The sequence below is a fragment of the Shouchella rhizosphaerae genome (assembly GCF_900142675.1).
GTDB lineage: Bacteria > Bacillota > Bacilli > Bacillales > Bacillaceae_D > Shouchella > Shouchella rhizosphaerae.
Genome location: NZ_FRBS01000010.1, coordinates 1 through 21,625, shown reverse-complemented (window position 1 = coordinate 21,625; position 21,625 = coordinate 1). Strand labels below are relative to the sequence as shown.

Sequence of the window (21,625 nt, the reverse complement as noted above, 5' to 3'; positions counted from 1 at the left end):
TTTATAGTATGAAAATCAGGAACCTTTTTTACGAGAACAAAACCCATTGTACTAGCATAACCAAAAATGAACCGTTTCAATCACTGAGTCTTTCCTCATGAATCTGGAAACGGCAAATTAGGCAGTTATACGCATTAAATGATAATATCATAGTCAAAACCAGCAGTCAATTCTTTTTTGCAAGAAAGACATAATAACCCTTCTTTTTCCCCTTGACCTCGACATTTTCCGCCCCAAATAGCTCAGCTAACTTTTGCTTGGTTGATGGCGCCCCTTGCTTTTTTTGAATCACTACCCAACATTCTCCCTCAGGAATTAACCGTTCGTACGCTTGTTCGTAAATGTCGTGGACGACGTCCTTTCCAGCGCGGATCGGCGGATTCGTTACAACGGCAGCATAACGGGCAGACCGCTCAAACCCAGCTAAGCCTCGTTCATCGAAATGAATGTCGGCATTTTTCACACCGTTCGCTTTGGCGTTCTTTTCGGCCAGTTGGCAAGCGCGTTCATTGACGTCTATCATCACAACCCGCCTTGAAGGGTCCGCTTTTGCCAACGCTAGCCCAATCGGCCCATACCCGCAGCCTACATCAAGTATATCGCCATCGAGCCCAGGAAAAACAAATGTTTCGATGAGAAGCCGACTCCCAAAATCGACTTCGCCTTTCGAAAACACACCGCGGTCTGTTGTAAAGGAAAACGGTTCGCCTCGCAGCGTGAACGTCCATGTTTTCTCGTCATGGGACGAAGACGGTTTGTTTGTATAATAATGCTCACTCAAGGCACTCACTCCTTTCATGAATGGGAAAAGAAGGCCCGCGGACATCCGCGGGCCTTCTTGTGCGATGCTAAACGCCTACTTCAACTCGACGCTAGCGCCTGCTTCTTCAAGCTTGCCTTTGATTTCTTCGGCTTCTTCTTTCGCAACGCCTTCTTTAATTGGAGCCGGAGCACCGTCAACAAGGGCTTTTGCTTCTTTCAAGCCAAGGCCAGTGATTTCGCGAACCACTTTGATAACGCCAATTTTAGAAGAACCAGCAGACTCAAGAACAACATCGAATTCAGTTTGTTCAGCTGCGCCACCTTCTGCTGCGCCGCCAGCAACTGCTACAGGCGCTGCTGCTGTTACACCAAACTCCTCTTCGATTGCTTTTACAAGGTCATTAAGTTCAAGAACAGTCATTTCTTTAATCGCTTCAATGATTTGGTCTTTGCTCATTGTAAATCCTCCTAGTCAATTTTCATTATGAAATGCATTTAAGCAAGCAACAATTTACGCGCCTTGCTCTTCTTTTTGCTCGGCCACCGCTTTTGCAGCAAGTGCAAATTGGCGAACTGGCGCTTGAAGGACGTTGGCAAGCATAGAAAGAAGTCCTTCGCGTGAAGGAAGCTCAGCCAAGGCTTTCACTTCATCCGCAGTCGAAATGTTCCCTTCGATGACGCCTGTTTTAATTGTTAATGCTTCGTTGTTTTTCGCAAATTCGTTTAGCACTTTTGCAGGAGCAATCACATCATCGACACCAAACGCAATCGCAGTTGGGCCTACGAGATGCTCATCCAAGCCAGTAAGACCAGCTTCTGCTGTCGCACGGCGCACAAGCGTATTTTTATATACTTTGTACTCAACGCCAGCTTCACGCAACTGTTTACGAAGCTCAGTAACTTGCGCTACATTCAGTCCGCGGTAATCAACAATTACCGTTGATTTGCTGTCGCGCAATTTTGCCGCTACTTCAGCTACAACTTGTTGTTTTTGCTCTAAAACTTTGCTCATCGTTACACCTCCTGTAAAACTGTTCGCACACCGCTTGAGTTTCCATAGAAAAGCCCTCGTGGCACGAAGACACACGAGGGCTTTAAGCTCTAGTAAAAAGAGATCTATTCGCTCACCTCGGCAGGATATTTAAGCTATGAAGCACCTGCTGTCTACGGTATGACTATTCTATTTCCAACTACCAACATAACACAAGTTATATTGCTAGCGCAACTTTTATTTTGCAAAAGCAGTCGTAGTCACACGGATTCCAGGACCCATCGTTGAAGCTACTGCAATGTTCTTCACATATGTTCCTTTTGCAGCTGCCGGTTTCACTTTGTGAAGTGTTTCTACGATTGTTTGGAAGTTTTCCAGCAATTTAGGCGTATCGAATGATACTTTGCCGATTGGCACATGGATGTTGCCTGATTTATCAACACGGTACTCCACTTTACCCGCTTTGATTTCTTCAACGGCTTTTGTTACATCAAATGTAACCGTGCCTGTTTTCGGGTTTGGCATTAGGCCTTTCGGTCCAAGCACCCGTCCAAGTCTACCGACTTGCGCCATCATATCAGGAGTGGCAACGATCACGTCAAAATCAAACCAACCTTGGTTAATTTTGTTGATGAGGTCGTCTTCGCCAACGTAATCTGCTCCAGCCGCTTCTGCTTCTTTTGCTTTTTCGCCTTTCGCAAATACTAGTACACGTTGGGTTTTGCCTGTTCCATGAGGAAGCACAACCGCGCCGCGGATTTGTTGGTCCGCTTTTTTAGGGTCAACGCCAAGGCGAACAGCAACTTCTACTGTTTCGTCAAACTTAGCGACTGATGTTTTCTTTACTAGTTCAAGCGCTTCTTCCGCTTGGTAAGCCGTATCACGGTCTACAAGCTTTAAAGCGTCTGCATATTTCTTGCCTTTTTTAGCCATTTTATTTCCTCCTCGTATGTGGTGTTAACGGAAATTCCTCCCACTATTTGAAAGGCTGCGACTCCAGCTTGGGCGCAACCTCTCACAGCAACCAATTAGTCTTCGATCACAATGCCCATGCTGCGGGCTGTACCCTCAACCATGCGCATAGCCGCTTCTACAGAAGCCGCATTCAGATCTGGCATTTTTGTTTCAGCAATCTCACGTACTTTATCGCGTTTAACCGTTGCAACTTTTGTACGATTCGGCTCGCCAGAACCTGAGTCAATCCCTGCCGCTTTTTTCAATAGCACAGCAGCAGGTGGCGTTTTCGTGATGAATGTAAACGAACGGTCTTCAAATACAGTGATTTCCACTGGAATAATCAAACCTGCTTGGTCAGATGTACGAGCGTTAAATTCTTTACAAAATCCCATAATGTTCACACCTGCTTGACCGAGAGCCGGTCCAACTGGTGGTGCCGGATTGGCTTTACCCGCAGGGATTTGTAGCTTAACCATTTTAATTACCTTTTTAGCCACGTGACACACCTCCTTAAGTCCGTGATGTGGTTACCGGATACACAACTTGTACCCTCCCACTCAAAAAGACGGATGCATATGCATCCGACAAGCATAGAGAAATCTATACTAAACATTGAAATTCTATCACCTATACCGCCAAGAAGCAAGGTTTTTTAAGAAATCTTTTCAACTTGACCAAACTCAAGCTCCACTGGCGTTTCGCGCCCGAACATATTTACATGGACTTTCAGTTTCCGTTTTTCTACCTGTATCTCTTCGATTGTGCCGACAAAATCAGCAAACGGACCTGATTTCACTTTAACCGATTCTTTCAGTTCAAAGTCTACTTCTTCTTGGGCTTCAACAACGCCCATTTGCTTCAAGATCCGCTCAACCTCATCGGGCATAAGCGGCGTCGGCTTGGAGCCTGCTCCAGCCGAACCAACGAACCCTGTTACCCCTGGTGTATTGCGGACAACATACCATGAATCGTCAGTCATGACCATTTCCACTAGCACATAGCCTGGGAACACTTTGCGTGACACTTGCTTCGTTTTTCCGTTTTTTATTTCTGTCTCTTCTTCGACAGGTACAAGCACACGAAAAATATGGTCAGTCATTTCCATTGACTCAACCCGCTTTTCAAGGTTCGCTTTCACTTTGTTTTCATAGCCAGAGTATGTGTGTACCACAAACCAGTTTTTTTCCATTGTTCAGGACAGCGTCCTTCCCTCCTTTAACATTCCCAGAGCTTCAACTTTATACGCTACAGCATCCGCAGCAACGTCGAAATACCTAGATCGACTAGATAGAAAAAAGCAACCATAAAAATAAGCGTTGTGAGGACAACTAACGTATAACGGGTTAACTCTTTTTTAGTTGGCCATGTTACGCGTTTCATTTCCCTGCCTACATTACGAAGAAAAGTAACTGGTCCTTTGTTTTCATCTGCCATGTGATCCGTACACCTCCAGCATTACACAATATCGAAAAGATAAACGTCAAAGCTTTGCGATTTTCCTGTATTATCAACGCGTTTCTACATGCAGTGTATGTCCATTGCACCGTTTGCAAAATTTTTTTACCGTAAGCCGAGTATCGCTTTTTTTAGCGCTTGTTACCGAGTAATTACGGGACTTGCAGATGTCGCAAGCCAAGACACGTTTGCCACTCACGGGCACACCTCCGTACGTTGCACACACTCTTTGACTCTAGCACAGCACTAAACGGGTGTCAATGCTGGGCTGAAGCGTAATATACAAAGGACGGAAGCTAATCGCCCCGCCCTTTTCATCACAACATTACGCTTTTCAGTTCCACATACCTTTCCAGTTTACGTTTTACACGCTGGAGGGCATTGTCTATCGATTTGACGTGTCGTTTTAAATCAATCGATATTTCCTGGTACGTTCTTCCATCCAAATAAAGCATCAGCACTTGCCTCTCCAGCTCACTTAAGATCTCGCTCATCTTCCCTTCGATGTAAGCAAAATCTTCTTGATTAATTAAAAGCGCTTCTGGATCCGTTACCTTGTTGCCGCAAATGACATCCATTAATGTCCTGTCCGACTCCTCATCATAAAGAGGCTTGTCCAACGACACATATGAATTAAGGGGTATGTGCTTTTGCCTTGTAGCTGTTTTTATCGCGGTAATAATTTGCCTTGTGATGCACAATTCTGCGAAAGCCTTAAACGAAGAAAGCTTGTCCACATTAAAGTCTCTTACAGCCTTATATAAACCAATCATACCTTCTTGCACAATGTCTTCATGATCAGCGCCAATAAGAAAATACGACCGTGCTTTAGCCCGAACAAAATTGCGGTACTTTCCAATCAAATGCTCTAAAGCTAACGTATTGCCAGTTCGGACTTCTTTAATCAAAGAATCATCTTCCCACTCTTCAAACGGACTTTCTTTGTACGTCAATGTTCCTTCTGCTAGACTTGCACCCAAACTAATCACTCCTCCGCGATAGCATAGACATAATGTTGTGAAAAGTTATACACATTATATAGCACTTTTTTCTAGCAGGTCAACTATTCATTTGCCGCCTCGACGCCATCTCTCAAAAACTTCGGCAACTTCCTCTGATAACGTAATTTTCGACGACTCTTGCGCTTTCTTCGTTTTTTGTACGATTTTGTCGATTTCTTTTGTTGCCATTCCCATTTCGATTGCCATCTCCCTAGCCGACTTCCGCAAAGCCCCACTCCCAAAGGCGTGAGACTGCTCTGCCAAATCAGAAGTGGCTACGTGGATCACCCGGTCGATCCGCTTCAATGTCTGAACAAGCTTTTCGATCCGCTCATCGGCTGTCTCGTTTTTTTTCGTATAGACAATCTCGACCCGATGGTGATTATACGATTTGCCGATCCCAGCAACCATATGGGCGTCAAAAACGGCAATAACGCGGTAACCTGTAAATGCTGCATATTCCGCCAATAAGTCAACCAGTTGATCCCTAGCCGCGCCAAAATCCTTTTCCTTCAATTTCTGCAAAGATGGCCATGCTCCAATCATGTTGTAGCCGTCAACGAGCAGAATATTCTCCATTGCCCGCTCACTGCCCAGCCCGCTTGTGGAACACTTCGTACATCAACAAGCTTGCCGCAACGGACGCATTCAATGAAGTGACGCGCCCTTTCATCGGAATGCTAACGAGAAAATCACATTTTTCTTTAATCAGGCGGCTAATCCCTTTGCCTTCACTGCCAATGACGAGGCAAAGTGGCAAGTTGTAATCGGCTTCGCGATAGTCACCCTCTGCAGCCGCGTCCGTGCCAGCAAACCATAGTCCTTGCTTTTTAAGCTCGTCCATTGTCCGGGCCAAATTGGTGACACGAACCACAGGAATGTATTCAATCGCTCCTGTCGATGCTTTTGCGACTGTTTGCGTCAGCCCGACCGAACGGCGTTTTGGGATGATGATGCCGTGTGCTCCTACAGCGTCGGCGGTCCGCATAATGGAGCCTAAATTATGAGGATCCTCTATTTCGTCAAGCACGAGGAAAAATGGAGCTTCATGAGCAGCGGCTGCTTTGGCAAATAATGCATCCATGTCTGCATATTCGTACGCGGCCACGGAGGCGACGACGCCTTGGTGGTTGCTATGGCCGACAAGTTGGTCAAGCTTACGCTTAGGGGCCGTTTGCACTAGCACATTTTGTTCTTTTGCCAATTGTGTCAGTTTCGTCATTTGCCCTTTTTGCGATTGGTCGCCAATCCAAATTTTATGGATGGGGTGCCCTGATTTAATTGCTTCGATCACTGGGTTTTTGCCGACAATGAATTCTTCTTGGCGGTTGTCGCCCTTCATCTGTTTTTTTGGTTGCGGGTTGGTACGTTTGCTCATGACGGGTTCCCTTCTTTCTGTGCAGCCATTGTCAATGCCAGCTTGAGCAGCTCTTCCAATCGCTCATGTTTATTCGTCAAATACAAATACCCAAGGAGCGCTTCAAAACCAGTTGCATTCCGGTAAGTGGCCACGTCTGTATTTTTTGGCGTGGTATGGGATTTGGCATTCCGGCCCCGGCGGACAATGGCTTGTTCCTCTTCTGTTAAAATGCCTTGTTCGCCCATTTGGAAAAGAACGGCGGCCTGCGCTTTTGCAGAGACATACGTAGTCGCTGCTTTGTGCAAGCGGTTTGGCCGCACGGCTCCTTGTTTCAACAGCTCATAGCGGACACGCTGTTCATACACAGCGTCTCCCATATAAGCAAGCGCAAGCCCATTCAGCTGGCGCCATTCCCTGTTCGTACTCATCATGACCCCCGCTTCCAACGCACGCCTTGTGGCGTATCTTCTAGCACGATGTTTTTCTCTTTTAAGAGGTCACGAATTTCATCAGCACGGGCAAAGTTCCGTTCTTTCCGGGCAACATTGCGCTCTTCAATCAACGCCTCAATTTCAGCATCAAGAAGCTCTTCCTCTTGTTGTGTAAAGCTTACACCAAGCACTTCGCCAAACTCGGCAAACAACTCCAAAAAAGCATTTAGCACTTTTTTGGACGTTTGTGCTTCGCTCATATAAATATTGGCTTCTTTAGCAAGGTCAAACAACACACTTATTGCATTGGCGCTATTGAAATCGTCATCCATTTCTTCGATAAAATGTTGTTTTGCGCCAGCAATCTTTTCGAGCCACTCCTCTTCTGCCCCCATATCAGCTGTTTCCGCCAAGCGGTGCTGCAAATTGGCGACTGTATTTTTCAAGCGCTCTAGTCCGGCTTCAGCTCCTTTAAGAAGCTCATCACTAAAGTTAATTGGAGTGCGATAATGGGCAGTGAGCATGAAAAACCGAACGACTTCTGGCGAATATTGTTGGATGATGTCATGTGCAAGCACAAAGTTTCCGAGTGATTTCGACATTTTTTCGTTGTTTATGTTAACAAATCCGTTGTGCATCCAATAATTGGCCAATTTTTTGCCTGTTAACGCTTCTGACTGGGCAATTTCGTTTTCATGATGGGGAAACGTCAAATCCTTGCCGCCTGCGTGGATGTCAATTGTATCCCCTAAACTCTTCTTAATCATGGCCGAGCACTCAATGTGCCAACCAGGACGGCCCTCGCCCCACGGGCTGCTCCACGAAATTTCATTTGGTTTTGCTGCTTTCCATAATACAAAATCGAGTGGGTCTTCCTTACGCTCATCTACTTCTATTCTAGCGCCGCTTTGCAAATCGTCGAGCGCTTGGCCAGATAATTTGCCATAGCCGTTAAATTTGCGTGTGCGGAAATAGACATCGCCCCCTGCTTCATATGCAAATCCTTTTTTCTCCAGCTCAGCAATAAAGGCAATGATGTCATCCATCGTTTCTGTCACACGAGGGTGAAGATCGGCTTCCTTTACATTCAAAGCACATGTATCGGCGTAATACGCTTTAATAAACCGTTCGGCGACATCTGCTACTTCTTCGCCAAGTTCATTGGCAGCGCGTATAATTTTATCGTCCACATCCGTAAAATTTGAGACAAAGGTTACGTCGTAGCCTCGGTAAGTCAAATACCGGCGCACCATGTCGTACACAATGGGCGGCCGGGCATTGCCGATGTGAATGTAATTGTACACGGTCGGTCCGCAGCAATACATCTTAACTTTGCCTTCCTCAATCGGCACGAATGGTTCTTTTTTATTTGTCAAACTATTAAACAGCTTAATCATCGTCTGTCGTCCTTTCTACTTGCTTGGTATCCATACTTTATGAAGCCACTCTAGTCCAATGTGCTTTGTTTATCGGCAAGCTTGCTGTACTCTGCTTTTAAACGGGCAATTTCCCGTTCTAATTCAGCAATCTTGTCAGCAACAGGGTCAGGCAAGGCATGGTGGTCAAGGGAACGGGCCGAGCTCACTTTTATTCCATTTTGCACAACAATTTTCCCAGGGATACCTACAACCGTCGAATGGGGTGGCACTTCGTTTAACACGACAGAGCCTGCCCCTATCCGGGCTCCTTCGCCGATTGTAAATGAGCCAAGCACTTTAGCTCCACTGGCAATGAGCACGCCGTCTTTTACAGTTGGATGGCGCTTCCCCTTTTCTTTGCCAGTGCCCCCTAAAGTTACGCCTTGGAAAATCGTTACATTGTCTCCAATTTCGCAAGTCTCGCCAATGACGACGCCCATGCCGTGGTCAATAAATAGCCTTTGCCCGATCTTTGCCCCTGGATGGATTTCAATCCCTGTCATAAAGCGGACAATTTGCGAAAGCAGGCGCGCTAAGAAATACCATTTCCGTTTCCATAGACCGTGAGCAATCCGATGCCCCCAAACAGCGTGCACACCCGAGTACGTAAAAATGACTTCTAGCCGACTACGTGCAGCAGGATCTTGTTCAAAGACGACATCAATATCATTCAACAATGTACGAGCAAGCCCCATCTGATCCCCCTCCTTCATCGCAATAAAAAACGCCCCTGCACCTCCCAACGAAGGTACAGAGGCGCTTACTGCACGGTTCCACTCTGCTTTTTTCAGCTTATTGCTGAATCTCTAATCGCTTGTAACGGAGCGACCCGCTTTTCCCTACGTGTTCTTGTTCAAGAAAAGACTCATGGGGGCAAACCATGCGCGTCTCTTACAGGCGGCTTTCAGCCGACGGCCGCCCTCTCTGCGAAAGTTCTTCGCTGGCATTCCCATTCAACGTTTTGTATCTATTCTTATTAAATATTAAATAGCAGCTTGCAAGCGTGCTTTCACAACGCTTTTTCCTAAAAGCTCGATCGTATCGCCAAGCTCTGGGCCATGTGTTTGACCGCTCACCGCTGCGCGAATTGGCATAAACAATTTTTTCCCTTTTTGCCCAGTCGCTTTTTGCGTTGCTTTAATCGCTTTTTTGATGTCAGCGGCAAAAAATCCTTCTAGCGATTCTAGCTCTTTTGCAAATTGGCTTAGCACTTCAGGAACTTGTTCTTCTGCCAGCACGGTTTTCGCTTCTTCTGTATAATCGACTTCTTCTTTGAAGAACATTTCCGTCAGTTCGACGATTTCAGCCCCGTAATGCATTTGCTCCTGGTATAAGCCAATTAAACGGCGCGCCCATTCCCGCTTGCCTTCATCCAACTGTTCTGGCAGTTTACCGCTGGCAACTAAGTGGGGCAACGCTAAGTCGACAACAGTATCCAAATCAGCGTTTTTCATGTATTGATTGTTCATCCAGGCGAGCTTATCTGTGTCAAAAATAGCCGGCGCTTTTGAAACGCGATCGAGTGTAAATTGTTCGCATAGTTCTTCAAGCGAAAAGATTTCTTCCTCGCCGACTGGCGACCAACCAAGCAATGCTAGGAAATTGACAATTGCTTCAGGCATATAGCCCAATGATTTATACTGCTCGACAAATTGGATAATCGATTCATCACGCTTACTCATCTTCTGCCTGTCTGGGTTTAAAATCAAGGAAGCGTGGGCAAATTTTGGCACATCCCATCCAAATGCCTCGTAGAGTAAAATTTGCCGAGGCGTATTGGAAAGATGCTCTTCCCCACGGATCACATGGGAAATGTTCATCAAATGGTCATCGACGACAACGGCAAAGTTGTACATCGGTACACCATCTTTACGTGCAATCACGAAATCGCCAATTCCGTCTGTCTCAAAAGACACCTCGCCACGAACGGCATCATGAAATGAAACAGTTTGCCCCTCAGGCACTCGGAAACGAACAACAGGCTGAATGCCCTTCGCCTCGTAAGCTGCCCGTTGTTCCGCTGTTAAGTCGCGGTCACGGCCGCTGTATTTTGGCATTTCGCCCCGCGCTTTTTGCGCCTCGCGCTCTGCTTCTAACTCTTCTTCCGTCATGTAACAGTAGTATGCTTTTTTCTCATCCAACAGCTGTTGAATATAGTTCTTATAAATATCAACGCGTTCCATTGAGCGGTATGGGCCATATTTGCCGGCCTCTGTGTCAATGCTTTCATCCCACTCTAGGCCAAGCCATCTTAAACTGTCCATTAATTTTTCAGTTGCTGTATCCACATTCCGTGCTTGGTCTGTATCTTCAATCCGCAGCACAAACGCGCCGCCTGCTGATTTAGCAAACAAGTAATTAAACAGCGCCGACCGCGCTCCGCCTATATGCAGATGCCCCGTAGGACTAGGGGCAAACCGGACCCGTATATCTTTCGTCATCACGACGCACTCCTTTGGCTACCTTATTCTGAATCATCATAGCACGTTCCGCGGTAAAAACAAAGGCTACTCTGCTTTCTGCAGCAAGATAACTGCCTGCGCAGCTATCCCCTCCTCACGACCTACAAACCCTAGCGTTTCCGTCGTCGTTGCTTTAACGCTAACGTTGGCCACGTCTGTTTCCAGCAATTCAGCAATTTGTTTCCGCATCGCTTCAATATAAGGCGCTAGCTTTGGCTTTTGGGCCATCACCGTACAATCAACATTCCCTAACGTATAACCGGCGTTTTTTACAAGCTGCCAAGCTTGGCTCAATAGGTGTTTAGAGTCAGCATCCTTGAACGCTTCATCCGTATCTGGGAAATGTTTCCCCAAATCGCCTGCTCCAATCGCGCCAAGAGCTGCATCGGTAATTGTATGCAAAAGGACATCAGCGTCTGAATGGCCGAGAAGCCCCTTCGGATGGGGAATATGAACCCCTCCTAATAATAGCGGCCTGCCTTCAGCGAGCTGGTGTACATCAAATCCTTGTCCAATCCGAATCATAATTGGTTCTCCCTTTTCTTTAATATCGTTTCAGCAAATAACAGGTCTTCCTCAGTCGTTAATTTAATATTTAAGTAATCGCTCTCGACAATGGTGACGCGTTTGTCCAATCTTTCTACAAGACTTGCATCGTCGGTCCCGAGAAACCCGTGTTTTTTAGCGTCTTCGTGTGCGGCCAAGACGAGCTCATACTGGAAAGCTTGTGGTGTTTGCGCAGCCCAGAGGTTTTTCCGTTCAACTGTACGTGCAACGCTGTTTTTGTTGGCAAGCTTGACTGTATCTTTGACCGGTACAGCAGCAATCGCAGCCCCGCTTTGAGCCGCTTCATCGGCCAGCTTTGTCAAAATAGGTTTAGCGACAAACGGCCGGGCACCATCGTGAATAAGGACGATTTCTGCCTCCTCCATTCCTTTTAACCCTGCATAAACGCTGTCTTGCCGTTCAGCTCCTCCATTTACAAGCCCTTTTACTTTGCCTATCTGATACTCTGCAACAAGCTTCTCCATTATCTGCCTTTCCGGTTCACTCACTACAAGCCAGATCGCTTTACAAGCCTCATCTTCTTCAAACAGCCTGAGTGAATGGACGATCAGAGGAATGCCGTTTAAATCGATTAACTGTTTATTCATACCTGCTTTCATTCGTTTTCCTTGTCCGGCCGCTAGGACAATTGCAGCGTACTCCATCTATGTTCTCCCTTTTTTTCGTTATATGCCTAGTTTACCATGGGTACGCCAGTATGCCTAAAAAAACGCCCCTTTAGAAACAAGTAGCGTAAAACAGGCAAACAGCCTACACCCCAAGGGGCATAGGCTTCAGATTATAGAACTGAATTGATCCTTCACTGCAAGCGCATATCAAGCAGTGCATGATCGTGCAGCGCTCTACTTTCCTATAGTGCTTTTTCAAGCGATTTAGGTTTGGCAAAAATCATCCGCCCTGCACTTGTTTGCAGGACACTTGTCACCGTGACATCAATTTGCTTATTCATATAATCACGGCCCCCTTCAACGACGATCATCGTGCCATCATCTAAGTAAGCAATTCCTTGATGGTTTTCCTTCCCATCCTTAATGACATTCACATTAAGAACCTCACCTGGCAAAACAACTGGCTTGACCGCATTTGCCAAATCGTTGATGTTTAGCACTTTTAGACCTTGCAATTCACACACTTTGTTTAAATTAAAGTCGTTGGTTACAACAATTCCAGAAGTGATTTTTGCCAATTTGACTAGCTTGCTGTCCACTTCTTGAATGTCTTCAAAATCGCCCTCGTATATTTCAACATTGACAGGCAATTCTTTTTGTATTTTATTTAGTATGTCAAGGCCTCTACGGCCACGATTTCGTTTCAATGCATCAGAAGAATCAGCAATATGCTGTAATTCATCTAACACGAATTCAGGGATGACAAGCGTGCCTTCTAGAAAGCCGGTTTGGCAAATATCAGCAATCCGCCCATCAATAATGACGCTCGTATCAAGAATTTTCATTTGTTTGCCGCCGAGATTAGAGTCAGTCTCTTCTTTCTTTTTGTCACGCTCTTTATCTCTTGGCACTCGCATAGAGACAACTAATTGAAACAGCTCATCTCGTTTTTTGAAGCCGATTTGGAAGCCTAGATAACCGAGAAGAATCGTAATAAACATAGGCAAAATATTGCTAATAACCGGCAAATCCAATCCACTTAACGGCGTCCCGAGAAAATAACCGGCCACAAGTCCGACCGTCAAGCCCATTGATCCAGACAACACATCAGCAAGCGGCGCTTTGACAATTGTTTCCTCGACAACCCGAAAGAAATTAACAATAAGATCGACAATAAACAAGGACAGACCATATAAGAGCAAAGCACCGAGTACTGCCCCTGTATAAGGACTAGCCAACCACGCCGGCACTTCTAGCGCTATTACTGCAATAAATTCAGGGACAAACAAGAATCCTAATGTTCCTCCCGCTAATAAAAAGAAAATCCGAACAATCCAATTAAGCATTCACTCTTACACCTCCTTTTAGCTATTATAGACAAGTTTACAACTCTCAAACCTAGTAGTCTGGATTTCCCATAAAAAAACACGAGATCACGTAAAAAATATTTTTACTGAATATTAAGAAACGTACCCTTAAGGAGTGAAACACTCCTTGTCAAATGTGGCGATCGACGAAAAGTTGCTCTTGAATGCGGTTTAATCCATCCTTAATCATTTTGGCTCTCGCCTCGCCGATGCCGTCGACTTCATCAAGCTGGTCTTCCGTCGCAACCATTACGCTTGAGAGATGACCGTATTCGTCAATGACATTTTCAATGATTTGTGATGGCAGCCGTGGGATGCGGTGCAAAATTCGGTAACCACGGGGTGAGGCTGGTTGTTCTAGAAAATTGCTTGTTCTTGAATAGCCAAGCGCTTTTATAATCGCCTGCTCGTCGAGCAAGTCTTCGTTTAACAACGTCGTGAGTTCCTTTAATGTTTTCTTGACGTCTTGCGTCCGCTCTTTGGCGTAATCCTTTAGCAAATACAGAGCTTCCTGTTCTGTATTAGAAACAAGCTCTTTTAGCTGCATCGTAATTAAGCGGCCTTCGTCCCCTAGCTCAAGAATAAAATTTTGGATCTCTTGTTTAATCCGCAACACCATTTGCACCCGGTGAATGACTTGAATCACATCACTGTAAGTAACAAGCTGTTCAAATTCAAGCGCTCCTAAATTTGTAATGCCTTGGTCTAATACCGCTTTATATTTTTCAAGCGTTTGGATCGCTTGATTGGCTTTCGTCAAAATGACGCCAATGTCTTTTAGAGCGTAACGATATTCCCCTTGGTAGAGAGTGATGACGTTTCGCCGCTGGGAAATGGAAATCGTCAAATTGCCTGTTTGTTTAGCAACCCGTTCAGCAGAACGGTGACGAATCCCTGTTTCGCTCGAACTTATATTATTGTTCGGCACCAATTGCGTATTGGCATACAAAATACGTTTTCCGTCTTCACTCAAAATAATGGCACCGTCCATTTTAGCTAGCTCATACAAATAAGCCGGTGAAAAATCACTATTAATAAAGAAACCGCCGTCCACAATGTTCATCATTTCGCTGTTGTAGCCAAGGACGATCAGCCCTCCTGTTTTCGCGCGGAGTACATTGTCAATCCCAGCTCTAAGCGGCGTGCCTGGCGCTACTAACTTTAATAAGTTTTGGATAAATGCAGTTCGATTCCGTTCTTCCATCCATCTTACCTCCCTAAAACAACTTCAATCGCTTGTTCAAGTGTCTGCACGCCAATCACTTCAATGCCCGCTGGCGCAGTCCAGCCGCCTTTGTTTTTTTCAGGTATGATGACACGTTTAAAGCCTAGTTTCGCGGCTTCATTGACGCGTTGGTCGATTCTAGAGACACGGCGGATTTCCCCCGTCAACCCTACTTCGCCAATCGCTACGTCCATCGGTTCTGTTGGCTGGTCTCGGAAACTTGAAGCAATGCTAAGAGCAATCGCCAAATCGATCGCCGGTTCATCTAACTTTACGCCTCCAGCTACTTTTAAATAAGCATCTTGGTTTTGCAAGAGCATGCCTGCCCGCTTTTCCAAGACAGCCATTAAAAGGGAGACACGGTTATGGTCAAGCCCCGTTGCCATTCTCCGAGGATTGCCAAATCCCATAGGCGAAATTAGCGCTTGTAATTCTACGAGAACAGGCCTTGTGCCCTCCATGGAAGCGACAACGACTGAGCCAGCCGCTCCTTGCGAACGTTCCTCCAAAAAGATCTCTGACGGGTTTTTCACTTCCTCTAAGCCAAGCTGTTTCATTTCAAAAATGCCCATTTCATTGGTGGAGCCAAATCGGTTTTTCACTGCACGCAAAATGCGGTAACTGTGATGCCGCTCTCCTTCAAAATAGAGAACAGAGTCGACCATATGCTCGAGCAGCTTTGGACCGGCAATAGAACCTTGCTTTGTAACATGGCCGACAATAAATATTGCCACTCCTTTTGTTTTTGCGACACGCATAAACGCAGCCGTGCATTCTCGCACTTGGGCAACGCTTCCCGGAGCAGACGTAATCTCGTCCTGGTAAACGGTTTGGATCGAATCAATAATTACCAAAGACGGCTGGACTTCATCTATAGCCCCTTCAATTAAAGCAATGTCTGTTTCTGCTAATACGTATAGCTGATCTGATGCTAGTTCAAGACGGTCAGCCCTTAACTTCGTTTGTTTAACTGATTCTTCTCCAGAAATATAGAGTACTCGTTCGTTTACGTTTGCCAGCTTCGCTGACAATTGTAAGAGCAATGTTGATTTTCCGATACCCGGATCGCCACCAACTAAAACAAGTGATCCTGGAACGATTCCCCCGCCAAGGACACGGTCCAGTTCTGCCATTGTCGTGCTTACACGCGGTTCCTTTTCTCCTTGCACCGCCGTAATCGGTTGCGGTTTTTGCCGTGTACCACTGGAAGTTACATAGCTACGGTTTTTTTGTTTTTCAAGGATGTTTATTTCTTCCACCATTGTGTTCCAGCTTTGGCAACCAGGGCATTTGCCCATCCATTTTGCTGATTCATAGCCACACTCTTGGCAGACGAACTTCGTTTTTTGTTTCGCCATGTATCCCATTCCCCCGTTTGGATTCACTACATGTAGTGTACCAAAAAGCAAATAGAAACGTAAGAAAAGCTCCATGAAATCGTGTCACTGAGTGCAAAAAAAACAAAGTGAAATAACATAGGAGTAAATGAACAAGAGGTGCAGATTGTCTGCATAAGTTGAGGCGAAAAACAACGAGGCGAGGGCGCCAACGTTCTTTTTTAAAAGAACCGGAGGGTGTGCCTCCGGTTCTTCACATCAGGAAATGCTTGATTTTTCTTTTCCTTCTACCATTAGCTTGCCATCTTTCACATAGATAACCGCTTTTTGGCCTTTGACAATTGTGCCTTTTAACAGTTCCTCTGACAAACGGTCTTCTACTTCTTTTTGCAAAGCCCGGCGTAATGGGCGGGCCCCGTATTCTGGATCAAAACCGATATCAGTGATTTTATCTTTTGCTTCTTCTGTCAGCTCAAAATCTATGCCTTGCTCTGAAAGTCGCCCTTTCAGTTGGTCGGCCATCTTTGTAATAATTTTGCGCACATGCTTTTTCTCAAGAGAGTGGAACACAATGATTTCGTCTATACGGTTTAAAAATTCAGGGCGGAAGCTGTTTTTCAGTTCAGACATGACACGGTCTTTCATGTCTTTGTACTCCTGCCCTTCCGATTCAATTGTAAAGCCGAGATACTTATTGCGTTTGAGCTGGGAGGCTCCCACATTGGATGTCATGATGACAGCTGTATTACGGAAATCAACAGTCCGTCCTTTTGAATCCGTTAAACGCCCATCTTCCAATACTTGCAAAAGCAAATTGAATACATCGGGGTGCGCTTTTTCGATTTCATCAAGCAATATAACAGAGTAAGGCTTTCTACGGATTTTTTCCGTTAATTGCCCACCCTCTTCATGGCCAACATAACCTGGAGGCGAACCAACTAGCCGGCTTGTTGCGTGTTTTTCCATATACTCAGACATGTCAATCCGTATGACAGCATCTTCATCACCAAATAACGTTTCTGCTACAGCCCGGGCAAGCTCGGTTTTACCAACACCCGTTGGACCCAGGAAAATAAATGATCCTATTGGCCGCTTTGGATCTTTTAATCCAGCGCGAGCACGGCGAATCGCTTTCGAAATGGATTTAACAGCTTCTTCTTGGCCAACGACACGCTCATGGAGAATCTCTTCCATTTTCAACAAACGTTCCGTTTCCTCTTCCGCTAGTTTGGAAACCGGAATTCCTGTCCAGCTAGAAACAACTTGGGCGATATCCTCAACCAATACTTCTGTGTTTTCTTGACCTTGCTTTTTCTTCCACTCATTTTTCATTTCTTCCAGCTCTTCACGCAACCGTTGTTCGGTATCACGTAAGGAAGCGGCCTTTTCAAATTCTTGGCTTTGGACAGAAGCGTCTTTTTCTTTTCTTGTTTCTTCAAGCTTCGCCTCTAGCTCTTTTAAATTTGGCGGAGCCGTGTAAGAACGGAGGCGGACTTTTGAAGCTGCTTCATCAATTAAGTCAATCGCTTTATCTGGCAAAAACCGGTCCGAAATATAACGGTCGGACAACTTTACTGCTTCTTCCACCGCCTCGTCCGTAATGGTCACTCGGTGATGGGCTTCATAGCGATCACGCAAACCATAAAGGATTTGGATCGATTCATCAATCGTTGGCTCGTCAACTTGAATGGGTTGGAACCGGCGTTCCAATGCCGCGTCTTTTTCAATATACTTGCGGTACTCATCTAGTGTCGTCGCGCCAATACATTGAAGTTCCCCTCTAGCCAAAGACGGTTTCAAAATATTAGAAGCATCAATGGCTCCTTCAGCGCCTCCTGCGCCAATTAATGTATGCAATTCGTCAATAAACAGAATCACGTTGCCTGCTTGGCGAATTTCGTCCATCACTTTTTTCAGCCGATCTTCGAATTCGCCGCGGTATTTTGTTCCAGCGACAACAGTTCCCATGTCGAGTGTCATCACTCGCTTATTGCGCAATGTTTCTGGGACTTCATTGGCAACAATGCTTTGGGCCAGCCCTTCGGCAATTGCCGTTTTTCCGACACCGGGCTCTCCAATTAATACTGGGTTGTTTTTCGTACGGCGGCTAAGCACTTGAATAACTCGCTCTATTTCACGGCTACGTCCAATAACCGGATCAAGCGTTTCCTCCCTAGCAATCGCTGTTAAATCACGGGCAAGGCTATCCAATGTCGGCGTATTGGCATTAGTTGCCGCACCGTTTGATTGTGACGAGCTTCCTCCTTCATTGCTTCCAAGCAACTGCAATACTTGTTGTCTCGCTTTATTTAAGCTGACCCCTAAATTATTAAGGACTCGTGCTGCTACGCCTTCTCCTTCGCGGATGAGGCCAAGCAATATATGTTCGGTTCCAACGTATGAATGGCCAAGCTTTCTTGCTTCATCCATAGACAGCTCAATTACTTTCTTTGCTCTTGGCGTATAATGAGGCGTGCTATGAATGCTTTTTTGCCCTTCTTGCCCTTTTCCCACTAGGGTTTCTACTTCTTTTTGCAATTTTTCGGAACCAAGTCCAAGCTGTTGCAAAGCTTTCGCTGCAATTCCTTCACCCTCACGGATTAGTCCGAGCAATATATGTTCAGTGCCAATATTATGGTGGCTTAAACGAATTGCCTCTTCTTGCGATAGCGCTAATACTTTCTGGGCTCGTTCAGTAAACCGTCCAAAAATCATTCCATCCACCTCCGAATTATTCAATCAGCTGTTTCATGTTCTAGTTTTAAGCGTTCGCGAATTAAAGCTGCCCGTCTCTCATCGCGTTGCTCGGGAGTGAGAACGGTTTTCGCGTATTGTTGCAGGAAGCCTGGTTGTGTCAAAATCATTAGTTCATCTAGAATTTTCCCTGCCGTGTTTTCAATAAAACCTAGATCGATTCCTAAGCGCACATCAGACAACCTTCTTGTCGCTTCTTTGGAATCAATAATATAGCTGTTCGCTAAAATTCCGTAAGACCTAAAAACACGGTCTTTAAGTTCTAACTTTGAGTGCTGTAAAAGCGAATCTCGCGCAACACGCTCTTGCCGTATCAATTGCTTCACTACGCCTTGTAAATCATCAACAATATCCTGTTCCGTTTTTCCAAGCGTTATTTGATTAGAAATTTGAAATAGGTTACCTAAAGCTTCGCTGCCTTCCCCATAAATTCCTCTTACAACTAAGCCCAATTGGTTAATTGCCGGCAAAATTCGTTGCAGCTGCCGGGTCATCGCTAATGCAGGTAGATGAATCATTACGGAAGCACGCATGCCCGTTCCCACATTCGTTGGGCAGCTAGTCAAATAACCATACTGGCTGTCATAGGCATAAGTTAAATGCGATTCAACCCAATCGTCTACCGCATTAGCGGCCTGTAAACAATTTTCAAGCTCAAATCCAGCGCTTAAACTTTGGATGCGAATATGGTCCTCTTCATTAATCATAATGCTAAGTGATTCATCTCCGCTTAAAAGCACCATGCCATACTTTGATTGCTCAGCCAAATGAGGACTAATCAAATGCTTTTCGACAAGCATCCGTTTATCGTTTGTCCGCATATCTTCCATAGCCAACATTTCAGCTTTGCCCAAGGCCTCACCTTGCGTTCCCCCTAAGGCATCTTTTACATGTTTTGCAACGGCGTATGCTTCTTCTTTAGAAGAGAGCATCGGAAATGTAAAAGCACTCATATTTCTTGCTAACCTTATTCGGCTACTAAGCACAATATCCGCATCCGAACCATCTTTTTTCATCCAAGGGCTAATGGCATTTTTCAGAAAACGATCCAAGCTCACAGCTCCTATTCGCCTCCTTCCATTTGCTCTTTCAATTTTTTAATTTCATCACGCAATTCGGCGGCTTTTTCAAATTCTTCTTTTTGAATATGACTATCCAATAGCGCCTTAAGCTCTAATAGCCGTTTTTCAATTTTAAGGGACTTGCCAATCCTTTTTGGAATTTTTCCTTTGTGAGTGTCATTGCCAGCATGCACTCTTTTAAACACCGAACTTAATTGAGGGCCAAACGCTTTGTAGCAATGGGCGCAGCCAAAACGACCAATATGAAGAAATTTTTCGTAACTCATCCCGCAATTCGGGCACCTTTGCTTTTGTTCAGCTGTTTCCCTCGTTTGTTCGGCTCCCATGTTAAACAAGCCCGAGAATAGATGGTGTATGGAAAAGCTATCGGTCCCTGGAATTGATTCGCCTTTTTCACGTGCACACTGATCACATAAGTGCATTTCATGCTTTTGGCCATTTATAATTTTAGTAAAATGAAGAGTTGCTTGCCGTTCTTTACATTCTTGGCAGACCATTTTTCACCCCTCCTTCTACGTTTCGTTTTCTTTGTATTTAAGCGTCTCAATCATTGCCTTCAGCACATTTGCTCTAATTTCATCCCTATGGGCAACTGTCGATTTATAATGGGCACGATCTAATGCGCTCATCATCAAATTAGCTTCCCGTCTTGTAATGGCTTCCTCTTCATACAAACGAAATACAATGTTTTGCGCCGTTTGCTGGTCTATTTTATTTCCGATAAGCTGACACATGTGCTCAAATAAAGCAATGTCTTCATGGGATTCAACTTTCGTTATACGAATGTAGCCTCCGCCGCCTCTTTTGCTTTCGACAATATAGCCTTTTTCCAAAGTAAAGCGGGTGCTGATGACGTAATTGATTTGAGACGGGACACATTGAAACTGCTTAGCCAACTCACTACGTTTAATTTCCAATAGTTCATTTCCGCTTCGCATTAATGTTGTCTTTAAGTATTGTTCAATCAAATCACTAATATTGCGCATTCCACCAACCCCTTTCCGCCATTGACTTTGACTATATTTGACTTTTATTGGTTTAATTATAGCTAGTTTTATAAAAAACTTCAACCAGTAACTCTTTTTTATTATCGCCAAGGATTGGGGTTCTAGACGTGGTTCCGTCTATTTATAGGATATTTTCTTCCGTTTTTAATGGTGCATCTTTTGGCCCTTGTCCTAAGGGAATTTTTGCATTGCTCCTTTTAAATGAGCTTGCACTTACACACACAAACTAAAGACACCTCTTCAGGTGTCTTTGCTTTAGCCCGGCAACGTCCTGGCTCCGGAATCTTTTCCTACGGGGATGTTGGACACGGAACTTCTTCGATGATGTTTTTCATGTAGTCTTACGAAAATGATCCCTACGTCTCACAGGAGGGCACGGTGTTTTTCTGTGGTGTCTATTCATGTAGTATTTTTATATGAGCTTATGTCTGTATGCTTTTATATGTATTTTAAACGCTGCTTCTTCGAAGCAGTCGCTCTTTTGCTTCCTGCCCATAACAAAAAAAGACACCTATTCAGGTGTCTTTAGTATTTGCCCGGCAACGTCCTACTCTCGCGGGAGGAAGCCTCCAACTACCATCGGCGCAAAAGAGCTTAACGGCCGTGTTCGGCATGGGAACGGGTGTGACCTCTTTGCCATTGTCACCGGACTCTACTTCAGATAAGCTTCGGATTTTTTCGTCCAGTTCGTGTCTCTCAGTCGGTCACGTACGTTTGGGTACGCTCCCTTCTTCGAGCACTCCTGTCCTCGAACTCCTCGCTTCTCTTCGTAGTTCTTTTTTGACTTCAGATAAGCAGCGAATCTCTTCGTCTCGTTCGTGATTCTTCTTCAGTCACGTAC

General features: G+C 45.2%; 24 protein-coding genes, 1 rRNA gene and 1 other annotated feature. All 25 genes read right to left on the bottom strand.

Features of this window, described 5'->3' with window-relative positions; all coding sequences use genetic code 11:
- Positions 1 to 166: 166 nt before the first annotated feature.
- On the bottom strand, positions 167 to 781 hold the full coding sequence (locus BUC05_RS20410; RefSeq protein ID WP_073305894.1) for a class I SAM-dependent methyltransferase: 615 nt from the start codon (positions 779 to 781) through the stop codon (positions 167 to 169).
- Between the two features lie 75 nt (positions 782 to 856).
- Positions 857 to 1,219 (bottom strand): 50S ribosomal protein L7/L12, encoded by a 363-nt coding sequence (gene rplL / locus BUC05_RS20405; RefSeq protein WP_011245004.1) that lies wholly within the window; start codon positions 1,217 to 1,219, stop codon positions 857 to 859.
- A gap of 54 nt (positions 1,220 to 1,273) precedes the next feature.
- Positions 1,274 to 1,774 (bottom strand): 50S ribosomal protein L10, encoded by a 501-nt coding sequence (gene rplJ, locus BUC05_RS20400; protein WP_011245003.1) that lies wholly within the window; start codon positions 1,772 to 1,774, stop codon positions 1,274 to 1,276.
- Between the two features lie 37 nt (positions 1,775 to 1,811).
- Positions 1,812 to 1,950: a sequence feature (ribosomal protein L10 leader region), on the bottom strand.
- Between the two features lie 40 nt (positions 1,951 to 1,990).
- Entirely contained in the window at positions 1,991 to 2,686 is a 696-nt protein-coding gene (gene rplA, locus BUC05_RS20395; RefSeq protein WP_011245002.1) for a 50S ribosomal protein L1, read from the bottom strand.
- Positions 2,687 to 2,781: 95 nt separating this feature from the next.
- Positions 2,782 to 3,207 (bottom strand): 50S ribosomal protein L11, encoded by a 426-nt coding sequence (gene rplK, locus BUC05_RS20390; protein ID WP_011245001.1) that lies wholly within the window; start codon positions 3,205 to 3,207, stop codon positions 2,782 to 2,784.
- Between the two features lie 155 nt (positions 3,208 to 3,362).
- The gene (gene nusG, locus BUC05_RS20385; RefSeq protein ID WP_011245000.1) at positions 3,363 to 3,899 is read right to left on the bottom strand and encodes a transcription termination/antitermination protein NusG; all 537 of its coding nucleotides are present in this window, start codon (positions 3,897 to 3,899) and stop codon (positions 3,363 to 3,365) included.
- A 56-nt stretch (positions 3,900 to 3,955) separates the two neighbouring features.
- Positions 3,956 to 4,144 carry a preprotein translocase subunit SecE gene (secE, locus tag BUC05_RS20380; protein ID WP_011244999.1) on the bottom strand — a complete coding sequence of 63 codons (189 nt, stop codon included), beginning with the start codon at positions 4,142 to 4,144 and terminating at the stop codon, positions 3,956 to 3,958.
- Between the two features lie 73 nt (positions 4,145 to 4,217).
- Positions 4,218 to 4,364, bottom strand: coding sequence for a 50S ribosomal protein L33 (rpmG, locus tag BUC05_RS20375; RefSeq protein WP_011244998.1), 147 nt, complete (start codon positions 4,362 to 4,364; stop codon positions 4,218 to 4,220).
- Positions 4,365 to 4,482: 118 nt separating this feature from the next.
- The gene (gene sigH, locus BUC05_RS20370) at positions 4,483 to 5,118 is read right to left on the bottom strand and encodes an RNA polymerase sporulation sigma factor SigH (protein ID WP_035202252.1); all 636 of its coding nucleotides are present in this window, start codon (positions 5,116 to 5,118) and stop codon (positions 4,483 to 4,485) included.
- A 114-nt stretch (positions 5,119 to 5,232) separates the two neighbouring features.
- On the bottom strand, positions 5,233 to 5,745 hold the full coding sequence (locus tag BUC05_RS20365; RefSeq protein WP_035202222.1) for an NYN domain-containing protein: 513 nt from the start codon (positions 5,743 to 5,745) through the stop codon (positions 5,233 to 5,235).
- A 7-nt stretch (positions 5,746 to 5,752) separates the two neighbouring features.
- Positions 5,753 to 6,544: a 23S rRNA (guanosine(2251)-2'-O)-methyltransferase RlmB gene (gene rlmB, locus BUC05_RS20360; protein ID WP_011244995.1), complete on the bottom strand. Its 792-nt coding sequence runs from the start codon at positions 6,542 to 6,544 to the stop codon at positions 5,753 to 5,755.
- Complete coding sequence (locus BUC05_RS20355) at positions 6,541 to 6,954, bottom strand: Mini-ribonuclease 3 (protein WP_035202248.1); 414 nt, start codon at positions 6,952 to 6,954, stop codon at positions 6,541 to 6,543. The genes rlmB and BUC05_RS20355 overlap by 4 nt, the downstream gene beginning before the upstream one ends.
- Entirely contained in the window at positions 6,954 to 8,354 is a 1,401-nt protein-coding gene (cysS, locus tag BUC05_RS20350; RefSeq protein ID WP_073305864.1) for a cysteine--tRNA ligase, read from the bottom strand. Before cysS ends, BUC05_RS20355 begins: the two co-directional genes overlap by 1 nt.
- Positions 8,355 to 8,404: 50 nt before the next feature.
- The gene (gene cysE / locus BUC05_RS20345) at positions 8,405 to 9,070 is read right to left on the bottom strand and encodes a serine O-acetyltransferase (protein WP_011244992.1); all 666 of its coding nucleotides are present in this window, start codon (positions 9,068 to 9,070) and stop codon (positions 8,405 to 8,407) included.
- A 288-nt stretch (positions 9,071 to 9,358) separates the two neighbouring features.
- Positions 9,359 to 10,816, bottom strand: coding sequence for a glutamate--tRNA ligase (gene gltX, locus BUC05_RS20340; RefSeq protein WP_011244991.1), 1,458 nt, complete (start codon positions 10,814 to 10,816; stop codon positions 9,359 to 9,361).
- Between the two features lie 66 nt (positions 10,817 to 10,882).
- Positions 10,883 to 11,362 (bottom strand): 2-C-methyl-D-erythritol 2,4-cyclodiphosphate synthase, encoded by a 480-nt coding sequence (gene ispF / locus BUC05_RS20335; RefSeq protein WP_035202218.1) that lies wholly within the window; start codon positions 11,360 to 11,362, stop codon positions 10,883 to 10,885.
- Positions 11,359 to 12,048 carry a 2-C-methyl-D-erythritol 4-phosphate cytidylyltransferase gene (gene ispD / locus BUC05_RS20330; protein WP_035202216.1) on the bottom strand — a complete coding sequence of 230 codons (690 nt, stop codon included), beginning with the start codon at positions 12,046 to 12,048 and terminating at the stop codon, positions 11,359 to 11,361. The genes ispF and ispD overlap by 4 nt, the downstream gene beginning before the upstream one ends.
- Before the next feature lie 206 nt (positions 12,049 to 12,254).
- Complete coding sequence (locus BUC05_RS20325; RefSeq protein ID WP_011244988.1) at positions 12,255 to 13,358, bottom strand: PIN/TRAM domain-containing protein; 1,104 nt, start codon at positions 13,356 to 13,358, stop codon at positions 12,255 to 12,257.
- Between the two features lie 151 nt (positions 13,359 to 13,509).
- On the bottom strand, positions 13,510 to 14,583 hold the full coding sequence (disA, locus tag BUC05_RS20320; RefSeq protein ID WP_011244987.1) for a DNA integrity scanning diadenylate cyclase DisA: 1,074 nt from the start codon (positions 14,581 to 14,583) through the stop codon (positions 13,510 to 13,512).
- Positions 14,584 to 14,588: 5 nt separating this feature from the next.
- Positions 14,589 to 15,962, bottom strand: coding sequence for a DNA repair protein RadA (gene radA / locus BUC05_RS20315; RefSeq protein ID WP_035202213.1), 1,374 nt, complete (start codon positions 15,960 to 15,962; stop codon positions 14,589 to 14,591).
- Positions 15,963 to 16,199: 237 nt separating this feature from the next.
- Positions 16,200 to 18,656, bottom strand: coding sequence for an ATP-dependent protease ATP-binding subunit ClpC (gene clpC, locus BUC05_RS20310; RefSeq protein WP_011244985.1), 2,457 nt, complete (start codon positions 18,654 to 18,656; stop codon positions 16,200 to 16,202).
- A gap of 20 nt (positions 18,657 to 18,676) precedes the next feature.
- Entirely contained in the window at positions 18,677 to 19,753 is a 1,077-nt protein-coding gene (locus tag BUC05_RS20305; RefSeq protein WP_011244984.1) for a protein-arginine kinase McsB, read from the bottom strand.
- A 5-nt stretch (positions 19,754 to 19,758) separates the two neighbouring features.
- Entirely contained in the window at positions 19,759 to 20,274 is a 516-nt protein-coding gene (locus tag BUC05_RS20300) for a protein-arginine kinase activator protein McsA (protein WP_011244983.1), read from the bottom strand.
- A 15-nt stretch (positions 20,275 to 20,289) separates the two neighbouring features.
- A complete protein-coding gene (locus BUC05_RS20295) occupies positions 20,290 to 20,763 on the bottom strand; it encodes a CtsR family transcriptional regulator (RefSeq protein ID WP_035202211.1) in 474 nt (157 codons plus the stop codon).
- A gap of 555 nt (positions 20,764 to 21,318) precedes the next feature.
- Positions 21,319 to 21,434 (bottom strand): 5S ribosomal RNA (gene rrf / locus BUC05_RS20290).
- Positions 21,435 to 21,625: the final 191 nt, after the last annotated feature.